A 22,872-nucleotide genomic window follows, 5' to 3' on the forward strand; every position below is an offset into this window, starting at 1 on the left:
CCGCGCGCGGCAACGCCCCACCGCCGAGCCTGCCACCCGCGAACCCGTCACCGGCCCGTCCCCCCGCGCTCCGTCTCCCTACGCCGCCTCCCTCCCCTCCCCCACCGGCAACGCGGCAAGCGCCGCGGTCACCGCGTGGGTGGCTCGCAGGTCCAGGCGGGCGCTCGTGCCGCGCGCGTGGTGGTGGATCTCGTCGGCGGCGAGGCGGAGCAGCTGGGGCAGGAGGTCGGTGCAGCGGCGGGCCACCCAGCCGGTGCCCGCCGTGGCCAGCCACCACAGGGCCGCCGCTCTGGTCGGCGCCGGGGAGTTTGGTTCCGGCGAGGGCGGGGTCCCGGTGGCGAGGCCGGCCCGGGCCAGCAGGGCGTGGCAGCGCACGGCGAACTGCCGGTGGCCGCGCTCGCCCGGATGCAGCCGGTCCGCGCTCCACAGGGCCCGGTCCCGCAGCCAGTCCCCCTCGCAGGCGTGCAGGTGCACGGCCCCGTACCGCTCGGACAGCGCGTGGACCACGGTGTTGACCGCCCGCTGCCGCCGGGCGAGGGGGCGGGCCAGGGCGCCCGGCAGGCCCAGCATGGTGCCGGGGTCGGGCAGACAGGCGGTGAGCAGTGCCGCGCCCTGCCCGGCGAAGGCGCCGTAGACCTCGTCGAGGCGGGCGGCGACGGCCTGGATGTCGAAGGTGCGGCGCAGCGTGTCGTTGACGCCCACGACGACGGACACGAGGTCCGGCCGCAGGGCGAGCCCGGCGGGCAGCTGGGTCTCCAGGACGTCCCGGGTCTGCGCCCCGCTGACCGCGAGGTTGGTGAACCGCACGGGCTGCGGGGAGAGCCCGGCGGCGAGCAGCGCGGCCCAGCCGCGCCATCCGTTCCCGGCGGGGTCGCCCACTCCTTCCGTCAGCGAGTCGCCGAGGGCGACGAACGTCAGGGGTCTCATCCGGCAGCCCCCTCGGCGACCCCCACCCCGTGCCGCGGGACCCCGGTGCCCGTCCGGGCTCGTTCGCCCTGCCCGCTCTCCCCGCGCGGGGCGGCGTCGGCGCCCGGGGCCCGGACCGGACGGCTGGGTGCCGTCGCGTCGTGCGCGGCGAGGAACGCCGCCACCGCCGCGTCCCAGCCGAACAGCTCCGCACGCGCGCGTGCTGCCTCCCGCCGCTCCCGCTCGGGCCGCGCCAGCAGCGCCTCGACGGCGTCCGCGAAACCCTCCCCGGTGTCCGCCGCGACGGCGCCGGCGGCTCCGACGACCTCGGGCAGCGCCGACGACGCGCTCACCGCGACCGGCGTGCCGCAGGCCATCGCCTCCAGGGCGGCCAGCCCGAACGTCTCCGCGGGCCCCGGCGCCAGGCACACGTCGGCACTGGCCTGGAGCGCGGCCAGCAGCCTTGGTTCGGAGACGTGCCCGAGGAAGGCCACCGGCAGATTCCGCTCGCGTGCGCGCTGTTCCAGCCGCCCCCGCAGCGGCCCGTCCCCGGCGACCACCAGCACCGCCCGCCTGCCCCGCCGCCGCAGCTCGGCCAGGGCGTCCAGCGCGGTGCCGGGCCGCTTCTCCACGGACAGCCGCGAGCACATCACCAGCAGGTCCTGGTCCACGCGCGCGTGGAGGCCGCGTATCCCCGCGTCACGCAGCGAGGGGTGGCGGCTCGTCAGGTCGACGCCCAGCGGCGCCCGTACGACGTTGCGGGCGCCGATCCGCACGAACTCCCGCTCGGCGAACTCCGTCGTGCACACGACGCGGGAGTACGCGTGCGCGGTGCGCACGTTGAGCGCGTCGGCCGCGCGCCGGGCCGCCGCCTCGGGCAGCCCCCAGGTGCGCAGCACCCCGTCGGCGGTCTCGTGGGAGACCATCACGGCGGGCACCCGCGCGCGCCGCGCCCACCGGCCGGTCCAGCGCAGGGTCGTCCGGTCGGAGACCTCCAGGCGGTCGGGTGCCAGGTCCTCCAGGAGGGCGGCGACGCGGCGCCGGTCGGTGAGGACGCGGTAGCCGCCGGTGCCGGGCAGCAGCGGACCGGGCAGGGTGATGACGCGGCCCTGCTCGGTGTCCCGGTCGGTGTGCCGCTCGCCCGGCACGATCAGCACGGGTTCGTGTCCGGCCGCCCGGAAGCCCTTGCCCAGCTCGCGCAGGGCGGTGCGCAGGCCCCCGGAGGCGGGTGTGACGAAGTTGGCCAGCCGGACGATCCGCAGCGGGCCGTCCGTCCCGCGTGGGGTGGTCATGCCGCCAGCACCGCCTTCCGCGCGGCGAGCACGTCCTCGTAGTGCTCGATCAGCCGGTCGCCGACGGCCGCCCAGGTGCGGCCCTCGACGGCGTCCCGCGCGGCGGCCCCGTACGCGGCGCGCAGGGCGGGAGCGGCGGCGAGGGCAGCCACCGCGTCCCGCAGGGCGTCCGGGTCGCGCGGCGGGACGAGCAGTCCATTCCGGCCGTGGCCGACCAGGTCCAGTGGCCCGCCCGTGGCGGGCGCGACGACGGGCACCCCGCTCGCCATGGCCTCCTGCACGGTCTGGCAGAAGGTCTCGAAGGGGCCGGTGTGCGCGAACACGTCGAGCGAGGCGAAGATCCGGGCGAGGTCGTCGCCGGTACGGCGGCCCAGGAACACCGCGCCGGGCAGCGCCTGCTCCAGGCCGGGCCGGCTGGGCCCGTCCCCGACGACCACCACCCGCACGCCCGGCAGCGCGCAGGCCCGGGCGAGCAGTTCGACGTGCTTCTCGGGGGCGAGCCGACCGACGTACCCGACGATCAGCTCACCGTTCGGGGCCAGCTCGCGGCGCACCGCCTCGTCCCGCCGGTCCGGCCGGAAACGTACGGTGTCGACCCCGCGCGGCCACAGCCGTACCCGGGGCACGCCGTGCGCCTGAAGGTCGCGCAGGGAGGCGGTGGACGGTGCGAGGGTGCGGTCGGCGGCGGTGTGCACCGCGCGGATGCGCCGCCAGGCCGCGGCCTCGCCGGCGCCCATGTAGGTGCGGGCGTATCCGGCCAGGTCGGTCTGGTAGACGGCCACGGCGGGGATGCCGAGCCGGGCGGCGGCGGCCATGCCGCGTACGCCGAGCACGAAGGGGCTGGCCAGGTGGACGAGGTCCGCGCGGTGCTCGATCAGCGCGGCGGTCAGGCGCCGGCTGGGCAGCGCGACCCGGACCTGCGGGTAGCCGGGGAGCGGCAGGGAGGGGACGTGGACGACGGGGCACGGTGCGAGGGCGTCGGGCCGCTGTCCGGGAGCGGGAGCCGGTGCGACGACGAGGGGCGCGTGACCGCGGTCGACGAGGTGCCGGGCGGTCTGGAGCGCGCAGTGGGCCACGCCGTTCACATCGGGGGGAAAGGATTCGGTCACGATGACGACACGCATACGGGTGTTGTCGCCGCGCTGGACGTGGCCGCGTCAACGTGGATCTTTCCGGGCGAGGAACGTCCCATGAGCGTTGGTACGCGCACCCGCGTGGGTCAGGATCCGGCCACGCGTCTCTGCCCGGCGGGTCACCCGGAGTTCACCGGACGAGCCGACCGGCGCTCCTCCGTCCCGGATCCAGCCGCACCGACGGCGGTCCTCCGTTTCGGTTCCGGCCAGCACCGACGGCGATCCTTCTGTTCCGGTCCCGGGGTGCCGTCATCGGCACCCCGTCCGCGTCCGCCGACCTCGTCACGGCCCTCGCCCCGACGCCAGGCCGACTCGGGCCGCGAACGCCGTACCGGCCCACCCCGCGCGGGCCCTGTACTCGCTCACCCCGCGCGCCCCGTACCGGCTGCCATCCCGGACCCGCCTCCCGCGCGCCCCACCCTAGGGCGCCCTACGGACTAACTCTCGCGCCCCCACGACCGGCTCACACCGCCGGCGCGTCCGGTCCGATCCGGCTGCGTACGGCCGTCTGGACCTCCGCCTCCTCGGCCGGATCGGCGGCCAGCCTGCGCAGCTGCTCGACGACGCGGGTGTCGCCGGTCTCGGCGTGCCGGGCGGCCAGTTCGCGGGTGGACTCCTCGCAGTCCCACAGGCACTCGACGGCGAATCCGGCGGGGAAGGAGGGATCGGTGGCGGCTAGCGCGCGGGCGGCGCGGCCGCGCAGGTGGGAGGAAGCGGTCTCCCGGTAGACGTGCCGCAGTACCGGCGCGGCGCAGGCGATGCCGAGGCGTCCGGCGCCGTCGACGAGGGTCCACAGGGTCGGCGCGTCGGGGCCCTCGCCCCGGACGGCCTCGCGCAGGGCGCCGAGGACGAGGTCGCTGTCCTGGGTCCCGCCCCGGCAGGCGAGCACCCGCCCGGCGGCGGCGCCCAGCGGGTCGGGGCGGCGGGCCCAGCCGCGCGCCCGGTCGACGGCGGCGGTGCCGCGCATCCGTTCGAAGGCGTCGACGGCGGCCTCCACGACGGCCGGTGATCCGGTGCTCACGGCGGCCTCGACCAAATCGAGGGCGTCGGGATCGTCGCGGTCGGCGAGGTAGCGCAACGCGGTGCTGCGGGCGCCATCGGTGCCGTCCTTGGCCGCCTGGATGATCTCGGGCCGGTCCTCGGGCCCGGCGACGGCGATCAGGCAGCGGGCGGCGGGCACGTGGAGGGCCGCGCCGCGGTCGAGGCCCTGCTGGGCCCATTCGAACACCGCGCGCACGCTCCAGCCGGGCCGGGGCCCGGTGGGCCGCATCTGCCGCTGCCAGCGGTCGAAGCAGCCGGTCTCGTGGGCGGCCCGGACCCGGCCGGAGATCCATGCGCGCGGATCCTCGGCCCACAGCCGCCAGGGCCGCGGCTCGAAGGCGTCCCGCACGGCGGCGGCCAGCTCGGCGTCGCCCTCGGCACCGGCCGGGAAACGCGCCAGGACGGGCGCCGCGAGGGCGCGCAGACCGGCGTCGTCGTCGCGCAGGGCGAGTTCGTCGAGGGCCCAGGCCCAGTTGGAGCCGTGGGCGGCGTACCTGCGCAACAGCATCAGGGCGTCCCGCCTGCCGTAGGACGCGAGGTGGCCGAGGACGGCCAGGGCGAGCCCGGTGCGGGACTCCTCGGGGTCGAGGACGTCCTCGGGGTCGAAGAGGTGTGCCTCGATGGCGTCCAGCTCGCCGTTCAGGTCGAGGTAGAGACGGGCGTAGTAGAGGGAGCGGTTCTCCAGCTGCCAGTCGTGGCGGGGGTCGCGCAGCACACAGTGGTTCAGGGCCGTCAGGGCCTCGTCACGGGGGGCGGTGAGCGCGTGCAGCGTGCCGTCGCCGCGGCCCCGCTGGAGCAGGCCGAGCAGCGTACCGCTGGGCGCTATGACCGGATCGAACATGGGAAACACAGCCTCACATCAAGCGTCGACGCAACCGGGGAACACGCACTACCTGGCCGCGTGACAACACGTCGGGGCGCCCGCCGTCTCATGCTTGCTGTAGACCATCTTCCTCTGCCTCTCGTCGGTGGCCCTCGCGGACCGAGTCACGGCCCGCGCGGTGCGGCAACACTTGCCCGGCCATCGCGTCCGTGAATCACGACGTCATGATGACTCGGCGGTTCTCGATGCCGCGACCGATATTTCCGGCGGCCGCGTACCGCCTCCCCCGTGGTCGTCGTCCTGCCTGGTCGGAACGTGCGTTTTACCTGATCAGACGCGGTGAGATCAATCCGCGCCGAAGAGCTCGAGCAGCTCTGCCTTGCCGAACATCCGGGCCGTGTCCACGGCCGACGGCGTGCCGGCGGAAGGGTCGGCTCCGCCCTCGAGCAGCGCCCTGATGACCTCCTCCTCGCCCTTGAAAACCGCTCCGGCGAGGGGGGTCTGGCCTCGGTCGTTGACGCGGTCCGCCTCGGCCCCGCGCGCGAGCAGCGCCCGTACGGTCTCCGCGTGGCCGTGATAGGCGGCGAGCATCACCAGGGAGTCGCCGCGGTCATTGGTGAGGTTGGCCGGAACACCCGCGTCGACATACGCCACGAGGGCCTCGGTCTGTCCCTGCCGGGCCAGATCGAAGATCTTCGTCGCCAGCTCCACGACCTCGGGGTCGGGGGCTTCACTCATCGGCCGGACCGCCTCTCACTGCAACCGTTCAGGTGAATCGCCAGGGTACTGGCTCGCGCCGCACATGACCCGATCTGCCGGAGGTAAAGATCACCACAGCCCCGGCCGGGCCCGATCGCCGGGCTCGATCAGCGGAACACAGCTCGGCCGAACGAGGGAAATCGCCCGAATTTCACCCACTTGCACCTTTTATCGTATGGATACATGCTGTGAGCCTGGAAGTACTCATGGTGACTGTCCCCACGAACCAGGAGCACTCACATGATCCTCTCCATCTCAGGCGTCGTTCTGCTCGGCGTGGTCGTCTTCATCTTCTTCCGCAAGGACGGCCTCAAGGCGTCGCACGCCCTGGTCTCGGCCCTGTTCGGCTTCTACCTGGCGAGTACGGCCATCGCGCCCAGCATCAAGGCCGGCGGCGAGAGCCTCGCGAGCCTCCTCGGCGGCATCAAGTTCTGACGTCCGTCCCGCCCGTACGCACCTTCAGGAGACAGCAGTGGCCCGGCGCCCCCTCCCCCGCATCCTGAGCACAGGCAGCGCGCAGATCGCCCGGAGCCGGGAGCTGGCCCGGACGGCGGCCGACAGCGCCACCGACGTTCTCCATCCGCTGATCACGATCACCCGCGGTCTGCGCCGGCTGGCGGCGGCCGGACGGCGCAGGTGGGCCGACACCCCGAAGGACAAGCGCGGCCCGCTGCTGTTCCTCGTGGCCTCGGTGATCCTGGTCGTGGCCCTGGCGCCGTACGGCCCGCTGCTCGCCGTCATCAGCCTGATGGCGGCGGCAGCCTGGCAGGGCCGGGACCGCCCCCCGGCCGTGCCGGACGGGCCCGACGCGTCCCAGACGGAGCGGCTGAAGTCGCTCTACGAGGCACTGGTCCCCTACTTCTCGACCGCCGAGGACCCCGAGCCGCTGTACACCCACGGCGGCGACTGGGAGAAGGCCTTCCCCGAGTACGAGTTCGACGGCTCGGGCCGGGTCGCCCAGCTGGCGATCCGCTACCCGGCCTACTTCCCGGACGGCGAACCGGAGGCGCGCGCGCGCGTGGAGCACCTGCTCAGCGCCAAGTCGGGCCGCGGCCGGGAGTACCACTTCGCCTGGGACGAGGAGGGCAACCAGCTCACGGTCACCGTCCTCGCCCCGCTGCCCACCGACATCGCCGCCCAGCGCTTCGTCACCGCCCCCGGCGAGACGGTCCTCGGCTTCACCGACCCCACCGAGGTCCAGCGCACGCTCCCCCTCACCCACGGCGAGGAGCGGCGCGACGTCCCGCCGGTCGTCTGGCGCACCGGCATCCGCTCCACCGAGCCGCATCTGCTGGTCATGGGCCAGCCGGGCACCGGCACCTCCACCCTGCTGCGCTCCATCGCCCTCCAGGCCCTGCGGCACGGCGACATCCTCATCGTGGAAGGCGGCGGCACCGGCGAGTACGCCTGCCTGACCGGCCGCGACGGCGTGCTGGCGGTCGAGTGCTCCCTGACCGGGGCGCTGGCCGGCCTGGAGTGGGCCGCGGCCGAGACCGAGCGCCGGCTGATCGCCGTCAACCGCGCCCGGCAGGAGGGCAACCCGCCGCCGGAGGACACCAAGCGCCCGCTGTGGCTGCTGCTCGACCGGCCGACGGCACTCGGCCACGTCACCGAGGCGGACGGCGACAAGGACCCGCTGTCCCTGCTCCAGGTGCCGCTGCGGCACGGCCGCGCCGCGGGCGTCACCGTGGTCGTCGCCGAGCAGTTCGACAGCCTGGACGCCCTCCCCGACGCCGTACGCCAGCACACACGCGCGCGGGTCGCCCTCGGACCGGCCGGCGTCGCGCAGCTGGAGGCGGTCCTCGGCGCCCCGCCGCACACCACACCCACCTCCCACGTCCCCCCGGGCCGCGGTTACGCCCGTCTCGGCGCGGGACCGGTGCTGCGCCTCCAGGTCCCGGCGACCCCCGACCCGTACGACGACGCGACCAGCGACGCCCACCGCCAGGCCGTCCTAGACCTGCTGCCCCCGCGCACGACACCGGCGGACGAGGAACCGGAAGCGGTGGAGCCCGAGAGGGTGCGGCCGGAGACGGTGGAGCCCGAGACGGTCCCCGAGACCGACGGGCAGACGGACGGTGTGGCCGAGCCGGTCCCCGCGAAGGCGGTCGCGGCGGAGACGTCCTGACCGCAGGAGTCACCCGCCGGCACGAGAGTCACCGGCACCGGAAAAGGGCGGGCCCCGCGCGGGGCCCGCCCTTTTCCGTGTCGCCACGCCGTGTCGCACGCCGTGTCACACGCCATGTCACACGCGATGCCACGCGCCCCGCCACGCGAAGGTACGCGTCACGCGTGCCCCATGCCATGCCCCACGAATCCGCCCCTCACGCGACGAACGTGCGCGGCGCCTCCGCTCCCGCCGTGCCCCCGCTCTCCACCAGCCGCGCCGCCGCGGCCAGCCGCGCCGCCGCCTCCTCCGCCACCGCGCCGCCGACGGTGAACGGCAGCCGCACATACCCCTCGAACGCCCCGTCCACACCGAACCGCGGCCCGGACGGAACCCGGACGCCGACCCGCTCCCCCGCCTCGGCGAGCCGGGACCCGGACAGGCCCCCGGCGCGCACCCAGAGCGTGAGGCCGCCCTTGGGCACCTCGTACTCCCATTCGGGCAGCTCCCGCCGTACCGCCGCGACCAGCGCGTCCCGGTTGTCCCGGGCCTGCTGCCGCCGCAGCTCCACGGCCTGCTCCCAGCCACCGGTGCTGAACAGCCAGTGCACCGCCAGCTGCTCCAGCACGGGCGTGCCCAGGTCGGCGTAGGCGCGCGCGGCCACCAGGCTGCGGACCACGTCAGGCGCCGCCCGCACCCAGCCGATGCGCATCCCCGCCCAGAACGCCTTGCTCGCCGACCCGACCGTGATCACCGTGGACCCGGCGGGGTCGAAGGAGCAGACCGGCGGCGGCATCGCGCCCGCCATGTCCGCGTCGAGCCACAGCTCGCTCATCGTCTCGTCGGCGACCAGCACGGTCCCGGCGGACCGGGCCGCCTCCACCAGTCGGCGCCGCTGGTCCTCGTCGGCGAGCGCGCCGGTGGGGTTGTGGAAGTCGGCGACGACATAGGCGATGCGCGGCGCGGCGTCCCGCAGGACCTGGCGCCAGCGGTCCATGTCCCAGCCGCTCAGTCCCTCGGCCATCGCGACGGGCACCAGCCGGGCGCCCGCCTCGCGCATGAGCTGGAGGATGTTGGCGTACGACGGCGACTCCACGGCGATCCGCTCGCCGCGCCCGGCGAAGAGGTGGCAGATGGCGTCGATGGCGCCCATCGCGCCGGTCGTCACCATGATCTGCTCGGGCATGGTGGGGATGCCCCGCGCGGTGTACCGCTCGGCGATCATCGCGCGCAGGGCGGGCAGCCCGGCCGGATAGTCGCCGTGCGTGTGCGCGTACGGCGGCAGTTCCTCCAGGGCGCCCTGCACCGCGCGCGTGAGCCACGGTTCGGGCGCGGGCAGCGCCGCGCAGCCGAGGTCGATCAGCGAGCCCAGCGCCTCGGGCGGCAGCGGTTCGAGGCCCCGCGCGGGGAGCGGGTTCCCCGCCGGGACGGCGGTCCAGCTGCCGGCGCCGCGCCGCGACTCCAGGAAGCCCTCGGTGCGCAGCGCCTCGTAGGCGGCGGCGACCGTCGTACGGCTGACGGACAGGGCGAGGGCCAGCTCGCGCTCGGCGGGCAGCCGCGCGGCGACCGGCACCCGCCCTTCGAGCACCAGCAGCCGGATCCCGTCGGCGAGCGCCCGGTAGGCGGGCGGGCGGCGGGTGCCGGGGCCCGCGGGGCGGTCCTGCTGGGACTTGAGCAGCCGGGCGAGCTGCGCGGCCCCCACCGCCGAGGTCCACTGCGCCATGATTACCAGTCCACCTTCCCGCGATTGGCCCTGGATGACGTTTCATCCCAAGCCACAGAGTGTCATGCGTCAGGCCACCAACACCACCAGGGGGGACCTCTTGTCGACACACCGGTCCACGGACTCCACACCGTCCACGGAAGACGGCGGGCGCGAACCACGCCACCTAACGCGCCGGCTGATCCAGCTGTACGCCGGTCTCGCGCTGTACGGCGCCAGCTCCGCCCTCCTGGTGGAGGCGGGACTCGGCCTGGAGCCGTGGAACGTGCTCCACCAGGGCCTGGCCGAACGCACCGGCCTCACGATCGGCGTCGTGTCGATCATCGTCGGCGCCGTGGTGCTGCTGCTGTGGGTCCCGCTGCGCCAGCGCCCGGGACTCGGCACGGTCTCCAACGTGTTCGTGGTGGGCATCGCCATGGACGGCACGCTCGCCCTCGTCCCCGAGGCGCACACCCTGCTCGTCCGGGTCCCCCTGATGCTGGCCGGCATCGTCCTCAACGGCGTCGCCACCGGTCTGTACATCGCCGCCCGCTTCGGTCCGGGGCCGCGCGACGGGCTGATGACCGGGCTGCACCGGCGCACCGGCCGGTCGATCCGGCTGATGCGGACGGCCGTCGAGGTCGCGGTCGTGACCGGCGGTTTCGTCCTGGGCGGCACCATCGGCGTGGCCACGGTGCTGTACGCGGTCGCGATCGGCCCGCTCGCCCAGCTCTTCCTGCGGGTGTTCGCCGTCCCGTCGGCATCCGACGGCAGCACGGTCGTTGCCGAGGGGCAACCGCGGCGCGCGATACTGCGACGGTGAGCACGCGCGTACGCCATCCGTATCTCGACCATCCCGGCCCCATCCCGTTCGCCCACCGGGGCGGGGCGGCCGACGGCCTGGAGAACACCGTGCTCCAGTTCCGGCGCGCGGTCGAGGCCGGCTACCGGTACATCGAGACCGATGTGCACGCCACGCGGGACGGCAAGCTCGTGGCGTTCCACGACACGACGCTGGACCGGGTGACCGACGGCACGGGCCGGATCGCGGAGCTGCCGTGGGCGGAGGTGCGGCACGCGCGCGTGGGCGGCCGCGAACCGGTGCCGCTGTTCGAGGAGCTGCTGGAGACCTTCCCCGAGGTGCGCTGGAACGTCGACCTCAAGGCGGAGTCGGCGCTGCACTCGTTCCTGAACCTGGTGGCGCGCACCGACTCCTGGGACCGAGTATGCGTCGGCTCCTTCTCGGAGGCCCGCGTGGTCCGCGCCCAGCGGCTGGCCGGACCGCGCCTGGCGACGTCGTACGGCACCCGGGGCGTGCTCAATCTGCGGCTGCGCTCGTGGGGTGTCCCGGCGGCGCTGCGCCGCTCGGCCGTCGCCGCGCAGGTGCCCGAGTCCCAGTCGGGGATCCAGGTGGTCGACCGCCGCTTCATCCGCGCCGCCCACGCGCGCGGGCTCCAGGTGCACGTATGGACGATCAACGAACCGGAGCGGATGCACCGGCTCCTGGACCTGGGCGTCGATGGCATCATGACCGATCACATCGACACACTGCGCAGGGTCATGGAGGACCGCGGCCTCTGGGTGTGACCCGCCGGGCCCGCCGCCGCCCGGCCCTTGCGCGCGGCATCGGCGGGGAAGCGGGGCACGGGTGGGCACGGACACCGGGCGGACCGGCGCGCGGGAGGCGGACGGCGAGTCCGCCGCGCGACGGCGTGAGCAGCGTGGCTGGTACGTCTACGACTGGGCGTGCTCCGTCTACTCGACGAGCGTCCTCACCGTCTTCCTCGGCCCCTATCTGACCTCGGTCGCCGAGTCGGCGGCGGACGCCGACGGGTTCGTGCATCCGCTGGGGATCCCGGTCCGCGCGGGAGCCTTCTTCGCGTACGCGGTGTCCCTGTCGGTGGTCGTGGCCGTCCTGGCGATGCCCCTGGTGGGCGCCGCCGCCGACCGCACGGGCCGCAAGAAGCCCCTGCTGGCCGCCGCCGCGTACGTGGGCGCCACGGCCACCGCGGGCATGTTCTTCCTCTCCGGCGACCGCTATCTGCTCGGCGGGGCGCTGCTGGTCGTGGCGAACGCGGCCCAGTCGGTGGCGATGATGCTCTACAACTCCTACCTGCCGCAGATCGCGCCGCCCGAGGAGCGGGACGCGGTCTCCTCGCGCGGCTGGGCCTTCGGGTACGCGGCGGGAGCGCTGGTCCTGGTCGGCAATCTGGTGCTCTACCTCTCCCACGACTCGTTCGGCCTCTCGGAGAGCGAGGCCGTGCGCGTCTGTCTGGCCTCGGCGGGGCTGTGGTGGGGTGCGTTCGCGCTGATCCCGCTGCGCCGCCTGCGCGACCGCCCGGCACCCGGGCCGGCGCCGGCCGTGACCGGCCGGCGGCAGCTGCTGGCGACCCTGCGCGACATGCGCCGCCACCCGCTGACCCTGGGCTTCCTGCTGGCGTACCTGGTCTACAACGACGGCATCCAGACCGTGATCAGCCAGGCCTCGGTGTACGGCTCGAAGGAGCTGGGGCTCGGCCAGTCGACGCTCATCGCGGCGGTGCTGCTGGTCCAGGTGCTGGCGGTGGCGGGCGCGCTGGCGCTGGGCCGGCTGGCGCGGCGGTACGGCGCGCAACGGACGGTGCTGGGGTCGCTGGTGGCGTGGACGGTGATTCTCGCCACGGGATACTTCCTGCCGGCCGGGGAGCCGGTGTGGTTCTTCGCGCTGGCCGCCGCGATCGGCCTGGTCCTCGGCGGCAGCCAGGCGCTGTCCCGCTCCCTGTTCTCGCACCTGGTCCCGCCCGGGAAGGAGGCCGAGTACTTCTCGGCGTACGAGCTGAGCGACCGCGGGATGAGCTGGCTGGGCCCGCTGCTGTTCGGGTTGACCTACCAGCTGACCGGGAGCTACCGGGACGCGATCATCTCGCTGGTGGCCTTCTTCGTGCTGGGTTTCGTGCTCCTCGCGCGGGTACCGGTACGGCGGGCGATCGGGGACGCGGGCAACCCGGTTCCCGAAAGGATTTAGCACTCGGCGCGAAAGGGCTGTAGTGTACGCGTTTGGCCTGCCAGGCGTACCGTTACTGCGTCAAAGATGATGAAACGCTGGGTGACATCTCCGATCAGATGTGACAAACCGGGCGCCTGTGGGTACTGCACTGGTTGACAAGGCTGCGGCTACGACGGCGACGCATGACCCGGAACGGGACTCCGAACGGGAATCTTTACCGCCGACCGGACGTTGACCGGATGACGACGACAGCGACACCTGTCCTGTGGGCGACAAGCCCGGGAGGCACGATTCATGAGTGAGCGAGCTCTTCGCGGCACGCGCCTCGTGGTGACCAGCTACGAGACGGACCGCGGCATCGACCTGGCCCCGCGCCAGGCCGTGGAGTACGCATGCGAGAAGGGGCACCGGTTCGAAATGCCCTTCTCGGTCGAGGCGGAGATCCCGCCGGAGTGGGAGTGCAAGGTCTGCGGGGCCCAGGCACTCCTCGTGGACGGTGACGGTCCGGAGGAGAAGAAGGCGAAGCCGGCCCGTACGCACTGGGACATGCTGATGGAGCGCCGCACCCGTGAGGAACTCGAAGAGGTCCTCGAGGAGCGGCTCGCCGTCCTGCGTTCCGGCGCGATGAACATCGCCGTTCATCCGCGGGACAGCCGCAAGTCGGCCTAGCCCGCGGGGCCCGGCCCGATTTCCAGCGCACGCACCTGACCGCGGGCGCCGTACGTGAGGCCACGTACGGCGCCCGCGGTCGTCGTGCTGCCCTGACGGACCCGCTCGGTGCGTGGGGCGGTCAGCGGTTCAGCGGCGGGTACTGCTCGCGCGGCGGGTCCGCCGGGGTGTCGCGGACGACCTCGCCCTGGACGACCTTGCCGTCGGGGCGGTACATGCGGGTCTGCTGGAAGACGTCACCCAGGGAGCCGGGGGCGGTCCGGCGCAGCCTGCGCTCCACCGTGCGCTCGGTGTACCGGCCGAGGGCCTTCCGGACCGGCGGGACGAGCAGGAGCAGACCGGCGACGTCCGAGATCAGACCGGGCAGCATCAGCAGCAGGCCGCCCAGCATCAGCAGTCCGCTGCCGCCTCCGCTGGAGGGCGCGGTGCCGCTCTGCAGCGCCTCGTTGAGATTCCGGAAGGCGCGCCGGCCCGCCCGCTTGATGACCAGGGAGCCGAGCACCAGCCCGGCGAGCAGCAGCAGGAACACCGTGAAGCCGCCCGCCGCCTCGGCGACCACGGTGAGCAGCCAGATCTCCAGCACCAGCGACGCCGCCACGGCGAGCGGCAGCGCCGTGCGCAGCCGGGATCGCCGGGGCCGGGTGAGGGGCGGAGGGGTCGGAGCGCCAGTCGTCATGCGTCCAGTGTGCCCGCACGGGGCTCAGCACGGGATAAGGGCCGTGCCCGGCCGGGGACGCCCTACCGCTGCGGCGCCCCGCCGCCCCGCCGCAGCAGCTTGCCGACCCGCTCCTCCACGCCCCAGGAGGTGACCCGCCACAGGGCCTCGACGAGGATGTCGCGGCTCATCTTGGAGTCGCCCAGCTCCCGTTCGACGAAGGTGATCGGCACCTCGACGACGTGGTAGCCGGCTTTGATCGCGCGGCGGGCGAGGTCGACCTGGAAGCAGTAGCCCTGGGAGGCGACCTCCTGCAGGCCGAGGCCCCGCAGGGTCTCCGCGCGGAAGGCGCGGTAGCCGCCGGTGATGTCGCGCAGCGGCAGGTCGAGCGCGAGGCGCGAGTACAGGCTGCCGCCGCGGGAGATGAACTCGCGGGACTTGGGCCAGTTGACCACCCGGCCGCCCGGCACCCAGCGGGAGCCGAGCACCAGGTCGGCGCCCTTGAGCGCGGTCAGCAGCCGGGGCAGTTCCTCGGGCTGGTGGGAGCCGTCGGCGTCCATCTCGATCAGCACGCCGTAGTCCCGCTCCAGGCCCCAGCGGAAGCCCGCGAGATAGGCGGCGCCGAGGCCTTCCTTTCCCTTGCGGTGCAGCACGTGGACCTGCTCGTCGACGGCGGCGAGCTCGTCGGCGAGCTTGCCGGTGCCGTCGGGGCTGTTGTCGTCGGCCACCAGAACGTGCGCCTCGGGGACCGCCTCGCGCACCCGGCCGACGATCGTCTTGATGTTCTCCGCCTCGTTGTAGGTCGGAATGATCACCAAGGCCGTGCCGAGCGGGCCGAAGCGCCTCCCCTGGGCCTTGGCCGCGCGGGTCCCGTCGCCGTCGTTCACTGCTGCCCCTTCATGTCCGTACGCAGAGGTCCACCATAGTGGCCGCGGCCTGCGCGGATGCGACAAGGCGTGCGGACGGTGGTGTCGGCCTCGCGCGAGCGGGGCAGATGCGCGGATTTGACCGGCCCCACCGGCCACCGGTGCGGCGGATGGGGGCCCGGCGCCCTTCGGTCCGACCTGGGACCCGCTGGCTGCGGGTCTACCGAAAGCCGTTGTCTACTGAGCACCCGGGCCCCACCCGGGTCACACCTTCCCGACCGGCCGGAACGCTCCCCCGCGTGCGGTGCGGACGCTGAGCCTGGCTCCCAGTGACGGTGCCCCGGTGCGGTACACCATCCCTGACCCAGCGGCACCGCGACGCGTGTGCGAACGTCCCCGGTCGGGTGTCCGGTGGTGGACCCGGCCGAACCTACCGGCCCCGGGCCGCCGCCTGTCAACAGCCGTTTGACCTGCGGGTTTCCTTCGAAACCGCAGGTCGGAGCGGAGGATGCGCAGGTCGCGCGACGGTGCGCCGGGCGTGCTGCGCCCCGGCGTCACCCCCACAGATCACTCGCCCGGCCGTACGAAGACCGTCCGCCCGCCGACCACCGTGCGCAGACAGACGGGCAGGTCGGCGCCGGGGGTCAGGTCGGGCAGGCCGGGCGTGCCGGAGCGCGGGTCGGTGGACCAGCGGGCGACCCGGTCGTCGGGTGCCTGCACGACGAGTTCCCCGGTGCGCCACACCGCGTAGTCCGCGGGCGCGCCCGGCACCAGGACGCCCGCGTCGTCGCGGCCGACCGCCCGCCAGCCGCCGCGGGTGTGGGCGGTGAAGGCGGCCCGTACGGAGACCCGGTGCTCGGGGGTGCGGTGGAAGGCGGCGGCGCGGACCGTGCCCCACGGGTCGAGCGGGGTGACGGGGCTGTCGGAGCCGAGGGCGAGCGGGACCCCGGCGCGCAGCAGGGCCGCGAACGGGTTGAGCGAGCGGGCGCGCTCGGCGCCGAGCCGCTGGGCGTACATGCCGTCCTCGCCGCCCCACAGGGCGTCGAAGGCGGGCTGCACGGAGGCGGTCAGGCCGAGTTCGGCGAAGGCGGCGATGGTCTGCGGGGTGAGCATCTCGGCGTGCTCGATCCGGTGCCGGGCCGCCCGGACGCGGGCGAGGCCGAGCTTCTCGGCGGCCGCGCGCACGCCCTCGACGACGGCGGTGACGGCGGCGTCGCCGATGGCGTGGAAGCCCGCCTGCAGGCCCGCCTCGGTGCAGGCGACGACGTGCGCGGCGACGGCTGCGGCGTCGAGGTAGGCAGTGCCGGTGTGGGCGGCGTCGGCGTACGGCTCGTGCAGGCAGGCGGTGTGGGAGCCGAGGGCGCCGTCGGCGAAGAGGTCGCCCGCCGCGCCGAGCGCGCCCAGCTCGCGCGCCTTGTCCACGTCGCGTTCGGCCCAGTAGCCGACGACGCGCGGGCCGGGCTCCTCGGCGGCGAGGCGGAGCAGGCCGGTGAAGTCGTCCTCGGAGGAGATCTCCGGGCCGCCGCACTCGTGGACCGAGCCGATGCCGAGGGAGGCGGCGTGGGCGAGGGCGGCGCGCTGGGCCTCGGTGCGCTGCCGCGCGGTGACGGCACCGAGGGCGGCGGCGCGGACCGCGTGGTGGGCGTCGGCGGTCAGCGGGCCGTCGCCGACCGCGCCGAGGCCGGGGGTGAGGTCGAGCAGGGCGGTGGTGACGACCGCCGAGTGGACGTCGATCCGGCTCAGGTAGAGGGGGCGCCCGCCGGTGGCCTCGTCCAGCTCCGCGCGCGTGGGCGGGCGGCCTCCGGGCCAGCGGGCGGCGTCCCAGCCGTGGCCGAGCAGCACCCGGTCGTGCGGGCGGGCGGCGGCGAAGTCCCGTACGAGGGCGAGAGCGTGGTCGAGGTCGGGTGCGGCGGACAGGTCGAGCCCGGTGAGGGCGAGGCCGGTCGCGGTGGTGTGGACGTGGGCGTCGGTGAACGCGGGCGTGACGAGGGCGCCGTCGAGGTCGATCACCTCGTCGACGCCGTCCGCGAAGGCGTCGGCCGCGCCCTCGGAGCCGACCCAGGCGACCTGGCCGTGTTCGACGACCATGGCGGTGGCGAACGGGTCGGCGGGGCTGTGGACCTCTCCGCGGCGGAGGAGGACGGTCTTCGTCGGGGCGGTGCGCTCACTCATGGGAACAGTTTCGCGCCCCGCGTGCGCCGCCCCGCACCCAGGTGCTCAGATACGCGGGGGCCGGGCCTCGTACGGCGTCGACAGGACCACGGTGGTACGGGTCGAGACCCCGGCGAGGCTGCGCAGCCGGGCCAGCAGCTCCTCCAGTTCGTGCGGGGTGGCCACCCGCACCTTGAGGATGTAGTTCTCGTCGCCGGCGACGCTGTGGCAGGCCTCGATCTCGGGGACGCCCGCGAGGCGGTCGGCGATGTCGTCGGGTGCGCTGGGGTCGAACGGCTTGACCGAGATGAAGGCGGTCAGGGGCAGCCCGACGGCCTCCGGGTCGACCACGGCGGCGTACCCGCGGATGACGCCACGCTGTTCCAGCCGGCGCACGCGCTGATGCACGGCCGAGGTGGACAGGCCCGTGGCCTTGCCCAGGTCGGTGTAGCTCATCCGCCCGTCCTTGACGAGCAGCTGCACGATCTGTCGGTCCAGCTCCTCCATGGCGCAAGAACCTACAGTGCGGCTGATCTCCACGGATAGCCGAGCGGCGCAGGTCATACCCGGTTCGTGATGTGGTGGCCTGGATGTTGGGCCATCCGGGCGGTGCGGGCGCCGGGTGGGGCACCTGCGCATGGCATGTGACGAACGCCACAAGATCCGGGCCGTCTCCGTGATGTTCTCGTGATTACCCCCCGAGCCCGCTGGGCAGTGCTTGGTGTGGTCGAGGCCGCAGTGCCCGAACGGCCCAGCCCGAGGGGGAGAATCCCAATGCAGAGTCTTAAGCGCCCTGGTCGTACCGTGCCCAAGCGGCAGCAGCCGGTCGTCGAGCCCGAGCCGGAGGGTGTCGAACCCGACGCCCTCGACGACGCCGACGAGTTCGACGCGTACGACACCTTCGAGATGTTCCGGGTGATCTGCCCGGACTGCGCGCAGCCCATCGCCCTGCTGGCGGACGAGGAGGTCCTGCCGGAGCACGCGCTGTGCGCCTCGCCGTGGAACCCGTTCGGCCTCACGGTCTGTCCCGGCACCGGCCGCCGGGCCGCCGACGCCCGGCCGGCGGACGAGTCGTTCGAGCCGCAGGAGCAGGACACCGCCCTGCTGCTGACCCTGCCGCAGGGCCTCGACTGGCGCACGCAGCCCTTCTCGCACGTCGGCGGCCCGGGCTCCCGCCCGATGCGCGTCCCGTCGCTGCGCCGCCGCGCCGCCTGACCACACCGCCGGCCGGCACCGGCGCGCCGTCCTGAAACACCGGCGCGCCGCGTGGCGGCACTGCTGCACGGACGGCGACATCCCCGCGCGGACGGCGGCAACCCCGCGCGGACCGCAGCGCCGTCACTCCGACCGCAGCACCGCCGCTTCTCCGGCAGCGCCGCCGCTCGGTCCGCAGCGCCGCCGTATCCCCGGCAGCACCGCCATGGACCGGCGGCGTCGCCGCGCTGCTCGGCCGTGGTCCGGCCGTCCGGCCGCAGCGGCACAGCGGCACTCCCGTCTCACCGCTCCGCACCGCGGCACCGGCCGCCGCAGTGCGGTTCGGCGGGCCCGGATGCGCCGTACGAGTGACATCCGCTTCGGAGTGCGACCCGCGCGCCCGCGCGCCGGTGGAGCTTCCGGGCGCCGGGCGCCGTCCGGAACGTACGCCCGATTCCGCGCACCGGTGACCTGTCCGGCCGGTGGCGCGTTGCCCCGGTATGACCCCCACCTCTTTCACGACCGGGCGTCAGCGCACCCTGTTCGTCCCGAGCGTCGCAGAATCGGTTCCGCTTCCGTCGTCGGCGGCTCCGCCGCACCTGCAGGACCCGCCGATCTACCGGGACCTGCTGCACGCCTGGGCGACCGGGGGCCGCACCCTGCCGGGGCGCCACGACCCGGAGTGGGTCCGGCTGGCGGCGCCCTTGGTCAGGCCGGGACAGTTCAGCGGGTCTCCGGACCGATGAGGTGGCGGGCGACGACCATCCGCTGGATCTGGTTGGTGCCCTCGACGATCTGCAGCATCTTGGCCTCGCGCATGTAGCGCTCGACGGGGAAGTCCGCGGTGTAGCCGTACCCGCCGAGGACCTGGACGGCGTCCGTGGTGACCCGCATCGCCGTGTCGGTGCAGTGCAGCTTGGCCATGGCCGCCTGCTGGGCGAACGGCCGGCCCGCGTCGCGCAGCCGCGCCGCCGCCAGGTAGAGGGCGCGGCCCGCCTCGATCTGGGTCGCCATGTCGGCGAGCATGAAGCGCAGGCCCTGGAAGTCGGCGATGGGCCGGCCGAACTGGCGGCGCCCCCGCGCGTAGTCCACCGCCGCGTCCAGCGCCGCCTGGGCGAGGCCGATCGCGCAGGCGGCGATGCCGAGCCGCCCGGAGTCGAGGGCGGACAGGGCGATCGCGAAGCCCTGCCCCTCCTCGCCGATGCGCCGCTCGTCGCCGACGCGCACGCCGTCGAAGTGGACCTGGGCGGTGGGCGAGCCCTTCATGCCCATCTTCTTCTCGGGCGCCGCCGCGCTGAGCCCCTCGGCGTCGCCGGGCACCAGGAAGGCGGTGATCCCGCGCGGGCCCTCCTCGCCGGTGCGGGCCATGACGGTGTAGAAGTCGGCGATGCCGCCGTGGGTGATCCAGGCCTTGGTTCCCGTGATCACCCAGTCGTCGCCGTCCCGGACGGCCTTGGTGCGCAGGGAGGCCGCGTCGGAGCCGGAGGCGGGCTCGGAGAGGCAGTACGCCCCGAGCAGGCCGCCGCCGAGCATCGCGGGCAGGTGCTCGACCCGCTGCTCCTTGGTGCCGTAGGTGGCGAGCGCGTGGGAGGCGAGGGTGTGCACGCTGATGCCGAGGCCGACGGTGAGGCGGACCGCGGCCAGCTCCTCCAGGACCTGGAGGTAGACCTCGTACGGCTGCTCACCGCCGCCGTACTCGGCGCCGTAGGGCAGTCCGAGCAGGCCGGATTCGGACAGGAGGGCGAAGACCTCGCGCGGGAAGCGGCCGGCGTCCTCCTCCTCGGCCGCCTTCGGTGCGATCTCGCGCTGCGCTATGTCGCGGACGAGCGAGATCAGGTCCCGGGCCTCGTCCGTGGGCAGTTGCCGGTCCACCGGCTGCGGGGCGTGGTCGGGCATGGCGACGCTCTCCTCCCGTATCGGGCACGTCGGCGGACGGGCGCCGTTGGGTGGGGCGGCTCCGCCGGTCTTACTGAGGCCGGCCGCGGGGACGGGCTTCCGGGTCTCGGAAGTCGCTGACCAGCGGCTGTGCGCAGTGAGTATGCCCGATCGGCGCCTCCGCGTCACCGGTTAACGACCGCTCACTTCAAGAATTCCCGCGCGGCTCTCCCGGCAGTCCGCCCGGACGGAAATTGGTCCGCACCATTGACCCAACTGGTCTAGTCCTCCTACGGTGTCGCATCACCGAGCGCGTCTTTCGCGTTCATGCCAACCGGCGTGCGTTCCCCTCTCCCCCACGAGGAGACACCCGATGCGAACTTCCCACCGTCCCCGCGCCCTGCCCCGGTCGCTCCGCTTCGTTCGAGCAGGCGGCACCCGGGCGCTCGTCGCCGCCGCCTGTACCGCCGTCCTCGGCGCCGGACTCCTCGCGGGCGCGGGCGCGACCACCGCCACCGCCGCCCCCGAGGCGGAGGCCGCGGCCGGCTCCAAGGTCGTCGGCTACTTCACCGAATGGGGCACCTACGACCGCAAGTACCTGGTCAAGAACATCGACACCTCCGGCTCCGCCGCCAAGCTCACCCACATCAACTACGCCTTCGGCAACGTCTCCGGCGGCAAGTGCGTGATGGGCGACGCCTACGCGGCCACCGACCGCACCTACACCGCCGCCGAGTCCGTCGACGGCGTGGCCGACACCTGGGACCAGCCGCTGCGCGGCAACTTCAACCAGCTGCGCGAGCTGAAGAGGAAGTACCCCCACATCAAGGTGCTGTGGTCGTTCGGCGGCTGGACCTGGTCGGGCGGGTTCGGCGAGGCGGCGAAGAACCCGGCCGCGTTCGCCCAGTCCTGCTACGACCTGGTCGAGAACTCCAAGTGGGCGGACGTCTTCGACGGCATCGACATCGACTGGGAGTACCCGAACGCCTGCGGCGCCACCTGCGACACCAGCGGCCGGGCGGCGTACAAGAACCTCATGGCGGCGGTCCGCGCCAAGTTCGGGTCCGGCAACCTCGTCACCGCGGCGATCCCGGCGGACGCCACCACCGGCGGCAAGATCGACGCGGCGGACTACGCGGGCGCCGCGCAGTACGTGGACTGGTACAACCCGATGACGTACGACTACTTCGGCGCCTGGGACGCCGCCGGCCCCACCGCCCCGCACTCGCCGCTGACCTCGTACTCCGGCATCCCGAAGGCGGCCAACCACACCTCGGCGACGATCGCGAAGCTCAAGGGCCTCGGCATCCCGGCCCAGAAGCTGCTGCTGGGCATCGGCTTCTACGGCCGCGGCTGGACCGGCGTCACCCAGTCCGCGCCCGGCGGCACCGCGACCGGCCCGGCGGCCGGTACGTACGAGCAGGGCATCGACGACTACAAGGTGCTGAAGACCAAGTGCCCGGCGACCGGCACCGTGGGCGGCACCGCGTACGCCAAGTGCGGCAGCGACTGGTGGAGTTACGACACCCCGGCCACCATCGCGACCAAGATGACGTACAAGAACCAGCAGGGCCTCGGCGGCACCTTCTTCTGGGAGCTGAGCGGGGACACGGCGAACGGCGAGCTGATCAAGGCCATCAACTAGCCGGCCGCACGGGCGGGCACGAGGGGCGGCGGCCGGTCACCGGCTGTCGCCCTCAGCCGTCGCGGCGGGCGGGCCGCGGCGCCGGGCAGGCGGGGTCCAGTTCCTCGATGGCCCGCATGGTGCCGCCCAGCGTCTTCACCAGCAGCTCCCGCATGAGGCCGCGGGACAGGCCGGGCCGGTCGATCCAGTCCAGGGTGGCGCCCTCGACGCCGCACACCCAGCCGAGCAGCCCCATCCGTGCCAGCGGCGTGATCTCCCGGCGGCCGTACGCCCCTTCGGCGATGGTCGCGACGATCGCCTCGCGCACCCCGTCCCGGATGGCCTGCACCTCGGTGTCGAACCCGACGCCCCCGCTGACGATGGTGCGGTACGCCGCCTGGTTGTGCTCGGCGTAGCGCAGATAGCCGTCGACGGTGCGCTCCACCCGCTCCCGCGCGGGCAGTTCGATGCCGCTCGCCGCGAAGGTGACCAGGTCCGCGACGGAGTCCTGGACGATGGCCAGGTAGTAGCCGCGCTTGGACTGGAAGTAGTAGTAGATCAGTCCCTTGGCGACGTGGGCCTGGCGCGCGATGTCGTCCATCGACAGCGCGTCGTAGGAGGTGTCGGCGAACAGCTTGCGCCCGATGGCGATGAGTTCGGCGCGGCGCGCGGCGGAACGCTCGGTTCCGCGCGCCCGGGGACGGGCGGCGTCGCGCTGTTCACTGATCTTCACTGTCGACCCTGGTTCCAACGGGCGGCGGGACATCCGCAGTATGGCAGGTCGGGCCCGAGCGGTATGTATCAGGTCACAGCGCGACTGTGCCGCGGGTCACAGCAGTCCGAGCTGGGTGATCAGCATGGCGACGACGGCCACCAGGACCCAGCCCATGACATGCTCGACGATCTTCGGACCGTCGTCCTGGGGGCCGCCGGTGCGGACGCGGGTGGCGGTGAGCGAAGTGGCGGTCATGTGTGTCTCGCTGATCTCGTGCGGAGCGGGGACAGCGGTGGGCGTTCCCCACCGGTCTGTCCACCTTGCCACCGCGCGCGGCCTTTGCGGCCGAGACGTTGCTCACAGCCCCGGCCGCT

Annotated in this window: 22 protein-coding genes; 9 read left to right on the forward strand and 13 right to left on the reverse strand. The window is 74.0% G+C overall.

The features are described 5' to 3' along the window. Window positions 1-78 precede the first annotated feature (78 nt). From G7Z13_RS05445 to G7Z13_RS05465, 5 genes are all read right to left on the reverse strand, one after another. Complete coding sequence (locus tag G7Z13_RS05445; RefSeq protein WP_165996555.1) at window positions 79-927, reverse strand: SGNH/GDSL hydrolase family protein; 849 nt, start codon at window positions 925-927, stop codon at window positions 79-81. Beyond that, window positions 924-2,198: a glycosyltransferase gene (locus tag G7Z13_RS05450; RefSeq protein WP_165996557.1), complete on the reverse strand. Its 1,275-nt coding sequence runs from the start codon at window positions 2,196-2,198 to the stop codon at window positions 924-926. Before G7Z13_RS05450 ends, G7Z13_RS05445 begins: the two co-directional genes overlap by 4 nt. Continuing rightward, window positions 2,195-3,322 carry a glycosyltransferase family 1 protein gene (locus tag G7Z13_RS05455; RefSeq protein ID WP_165996560.1) on the reverse strand — a complete coding sequence of 376 codons (1,128 nt, stop codon included), beginning with the start codon at window positions 3,320-3,322 and terminating at the stop codon, window positions 2,195-2,197. The genes G7Z13_RS05450 and G7Z13_RS05455 overlap by 4 nt, the downstream gene beginning before the upstream one ends. Before the next feature lie 472 nt (window positions 3,323-3,794). Next, the gene (locus G7Z13_RS05460; RefSeq protein WP_165996562.1) at window positions 3,795-5,213 is read right to left on the reverse strand and encodes a HEAT repeat domain-containing protein; all 1,419 of its coding nucleotides are present in this window, start codon (window positions 5,211-5,213) and stop codon (window positions 3,795-3,797) included. 327 nt (window positions 5,214-5,540) lie between these two features. Then, window positions 5,541-5,933, reverse strand: coding sequence for an ankyrin repeat domain-containing protein (locus G7Z13_RS05465; protein ID WP_165996563.1), 393 nt, complete (start codon window positions 5,931-5,933; stop codon window positions 5,541-5,543). 261 nt (window positions 5,934-6,194) lie between these two features. On the opposite strand from G7Z13_RS05465, the gene G7Z13_RS05470 reads away from it, so the two are divergent. Then, a complete protein-coding gene (locus tag G7Z13_RS05470; protein WP_165996565.1) occupies window positions 6,195-6,389 on the forward strand; it encodes a hypothetical protein in 195 nt (64 codons plus the stop codon). Between the two features lie 37 nt (window positions 6,390-6,426). Next, on the forward strand, window positions 6,427-8,082 hold the full coding sequence (locus tag G7Z13_RS05475; RefSeq protein WP_165996567.1) for a hypothetical protein: 1,656 nt from the start codon (window positions 6,427-6,429) through the stop codon (window positions 8,080-8,082). Between the two features lie 196 nt (window positions 8,083-8,278). On the opposite strand, the gene G7Z13_RS05480 is transcribed toward G7Z13_RS05475, so the two are convergent. Then, window positions 8,279-9,784: a PLP-dependent aminotransferase family protein gene (locus G7Z13_RS05480; protein WP_165996570.1), complete on the reverse strand. Its 1,506-nt coding sequence runs from the start codon at window positions 9,782-9,784 to the stop codon at window positions 8,279-8,281. 64 nt (window positions 9,785-9,848) lie between these two features. On the opposite strand from G7Z13_RS05480, the gene G7Z13_RS05485 reads away from it, so the two are divergent. The 4 genes from G7Z13_RS05485 (at window position 9,849) to G7Z13_RS05500 (ending at window position 13,418) form a co-directional block, all read left to right on the forward strand. Next, window positions 9,849-10,586: a hypothetical protein gene (locus G7Z13_RS05485; RefSeq protein WP_206313011.1), complete on the forward strand. Its 738-nt coding sequence runs from the start codon at window positions 9,849-9,851 to the stop codon at window positions 10,584-10,586. After that, window positions 10,583-11,350 carry a glycerophosphodiester phosphodiesterase gene (locus G7Z13_RS05490; protein ID WP_165996572.1) on the forward strand — a complete coding sequence of 256 codons (768 nt, stop codon included), beginning with the start codon at window positions 10,583-10,585 and terminating at the stop codon, window positions 11,348-11,350. Before G7Z13_RS05485 ends, G7Z13_RS05490 begins: the two co-directional genes overlap by 4 nt. A gap of 61 nt (window positions 11,351-11,411) precedes the next feature. Then, entirely contained in the window at window positions 11,412-12,767 is a 1,356-nt protein-coding gene (locus tag G7Z13_RS05495) for an MFS transporter (protein ID WP_165996574.1), read from the forward strand. A gap of 276 nt (window positions 12,768-13,043) precedes the next feature. After that, window positions 13,044-13,418 carry an RNA polymerase-binding protein RbpA gene (locus G7Z13_RS05500; protein ID WP_003977404.1) on the forward strand — a complete coding sequence of 125 codons (375 nt, stop codon included), beginning with the start codon at window positions 13,044-13,046 and terminating at the stop codon, window positions 13,416-13,418. A gap of 121 nt (window positions 13,419-13,539) precedes the next feature. Here the strand turns inward: G7Z13_RS05500 and fxsA are convergent, their stop codons facing one another. From fxsA to G7Z13_RS05520, 4 genes are all read right to left on the reverse strand, one after another. Beyond that, window positions 13,540-14,094, reverse strand: coding sequence for an FxsA family membrane protein (gene fxsA, locus G7Z13_RS05505; RefSeq protein WP_165996576.1), 555 nt, complete (start codon window positions 14,092-14,094; stop codon window positions 13,540-13,542). Between the two features lie 62 nt (window positions 14,095-14,156). Beyond that, window positions 14,157-14,960 (reverse strand): polyprenol monophosphomannose synthase, encoded by an 804-nt coding sequence (locus tag G7Z13_RS05510; protein ID WP_165996578.1) that lies wholly within the window; start codon window positions 14,958-14,960, stop codon window positions 14,157-14,159. Between the two features lie 546 nt (window positions 14,961-15,506). Next, window positions 15,507-17,111, reverse strand: a complete 1,605-nt coding sequence (locus G7Z13_RS05515) for an amidohydrolase (RefSeq protein WP_165996580.1) — start codon at window positions 17,109-17,111, stop codon at window positions 15,507-15,509. A 45-nt stretch (window positions 17,112-17,156) separates the two neighbouring features. Then, window positions 17,157-17,597 (reverse strand): Lrp/AsnC family transcriptional regulator, encoded by a 441-nt coding sequence (locus G7Z13_RS05520; RefSeq protein ID WP_018548954.1) that lies wholly within the window; start codon window positions 17,595-17,597, stop codon window positions 17,157-17,159. A gap of 267 nt (window positions 17,598-17,864) precedes the next feature. Between G7Z13_RS05520 and G7Z13_RS05525 the strand changes: the two genes are divergently transcribed. Then, window positions 17,865-18,305: a hypothetical protein gene (locus tag G7Z13_RS05525; RefSeq protein WP_165996582.1), complete on the forward strand. Its 441-nt coding sequence runs from the start codon at window positions 17,865-17,867 to the stop codon at window positions 18,303-18,305. Window positions 18,306-18,784: 479 nt separating this feature from the next. Further along, window positions 18,785-19,030: a hypothetical protein gene (locus tag G7Z13_RS33535; RefSeq protein WP_240926126.1), complete on the forward strand. Its 246-nt coding sequence runs from the start codon at window positions 18,785-18,787 to the stop codon at window positions 19,028-19,030. On the opposite strand, the gene G7Z13_RS05535 is transcribed toward G7Z13_RS33535, so the two are convergent. After that, complete coding sequence (locus G7Z13_RS05535) at window positions 19,008-20,180, reverse strand: acyl-CoA dehydrogenase family protein (RefSeq protein ID WP_165996584.1); 1,173 nt, start codon at window positions 20,178-20,180, stop codon at window positions 19,008-19,010. The two genes, G7Z13_RS33535 and G7Z13_RS05535, sit on opposite strands and share 23 nt — an antisense overlap. A gap of 352 nt (window positions 20,181-20,532) precedes the next feature. Here G7Z13_RS05535 and G7Z13_RS05540 point away from each other — a divergent pair, with 352 nt between their 5' ends. Beyond that, a complete protein-coding gene (locus G7Z13_RS05540) occupies window positions 20,533-21,804 on the forward strand; it encodes a glycoside hydrolase family 18 protein (RefSeq protein ID WP_165996586.1) in 1,272 nt (423 codons plus the stop codon). A 52-nt stretch (window positions 21,805-21,856) separates the two neighbouring features. Here the strand turns inward: G7Z13_RS05540 and G7Z13_RS05545 are convergent, their stop codons facing one another. Further along, the gene (locus G7Z13_RS05545) at window positions 21,857-22,516 is read right to left on the reverse strand and encodes a TetR/AcrR family transcriptional regulator (protein ID WP_165996588.1); all 660 of its coding nucleotides are present in this window, start codon (window positions 22,514-22,516) and stop codon (window positions 21,857-21,859) included. A 96-nt stretch (window positions 22,517-22,612) separates the two neighbouring features. Next, a complete protein-coding gene (locus G7Z13_RS05550) occupies window positions 22,613-22,753 on the reverse strand; it encodes an SCO1431 family membrane protein (protein WP_165996590.1) in 141 nt (46 codons plus the stop codon). Between the last annotated feature and the right edge of the window lie 119 nt (window positions 22,754-22,872).

The sequence above is a fragment of the Streptomyces sp. JB150 genome (assembly GCF_011193355.1).
GTDB lineage: Bacteria > Actinomycetota > Actinomycetes > Streptomycetales > Streptomycetaceae > Streptomyces.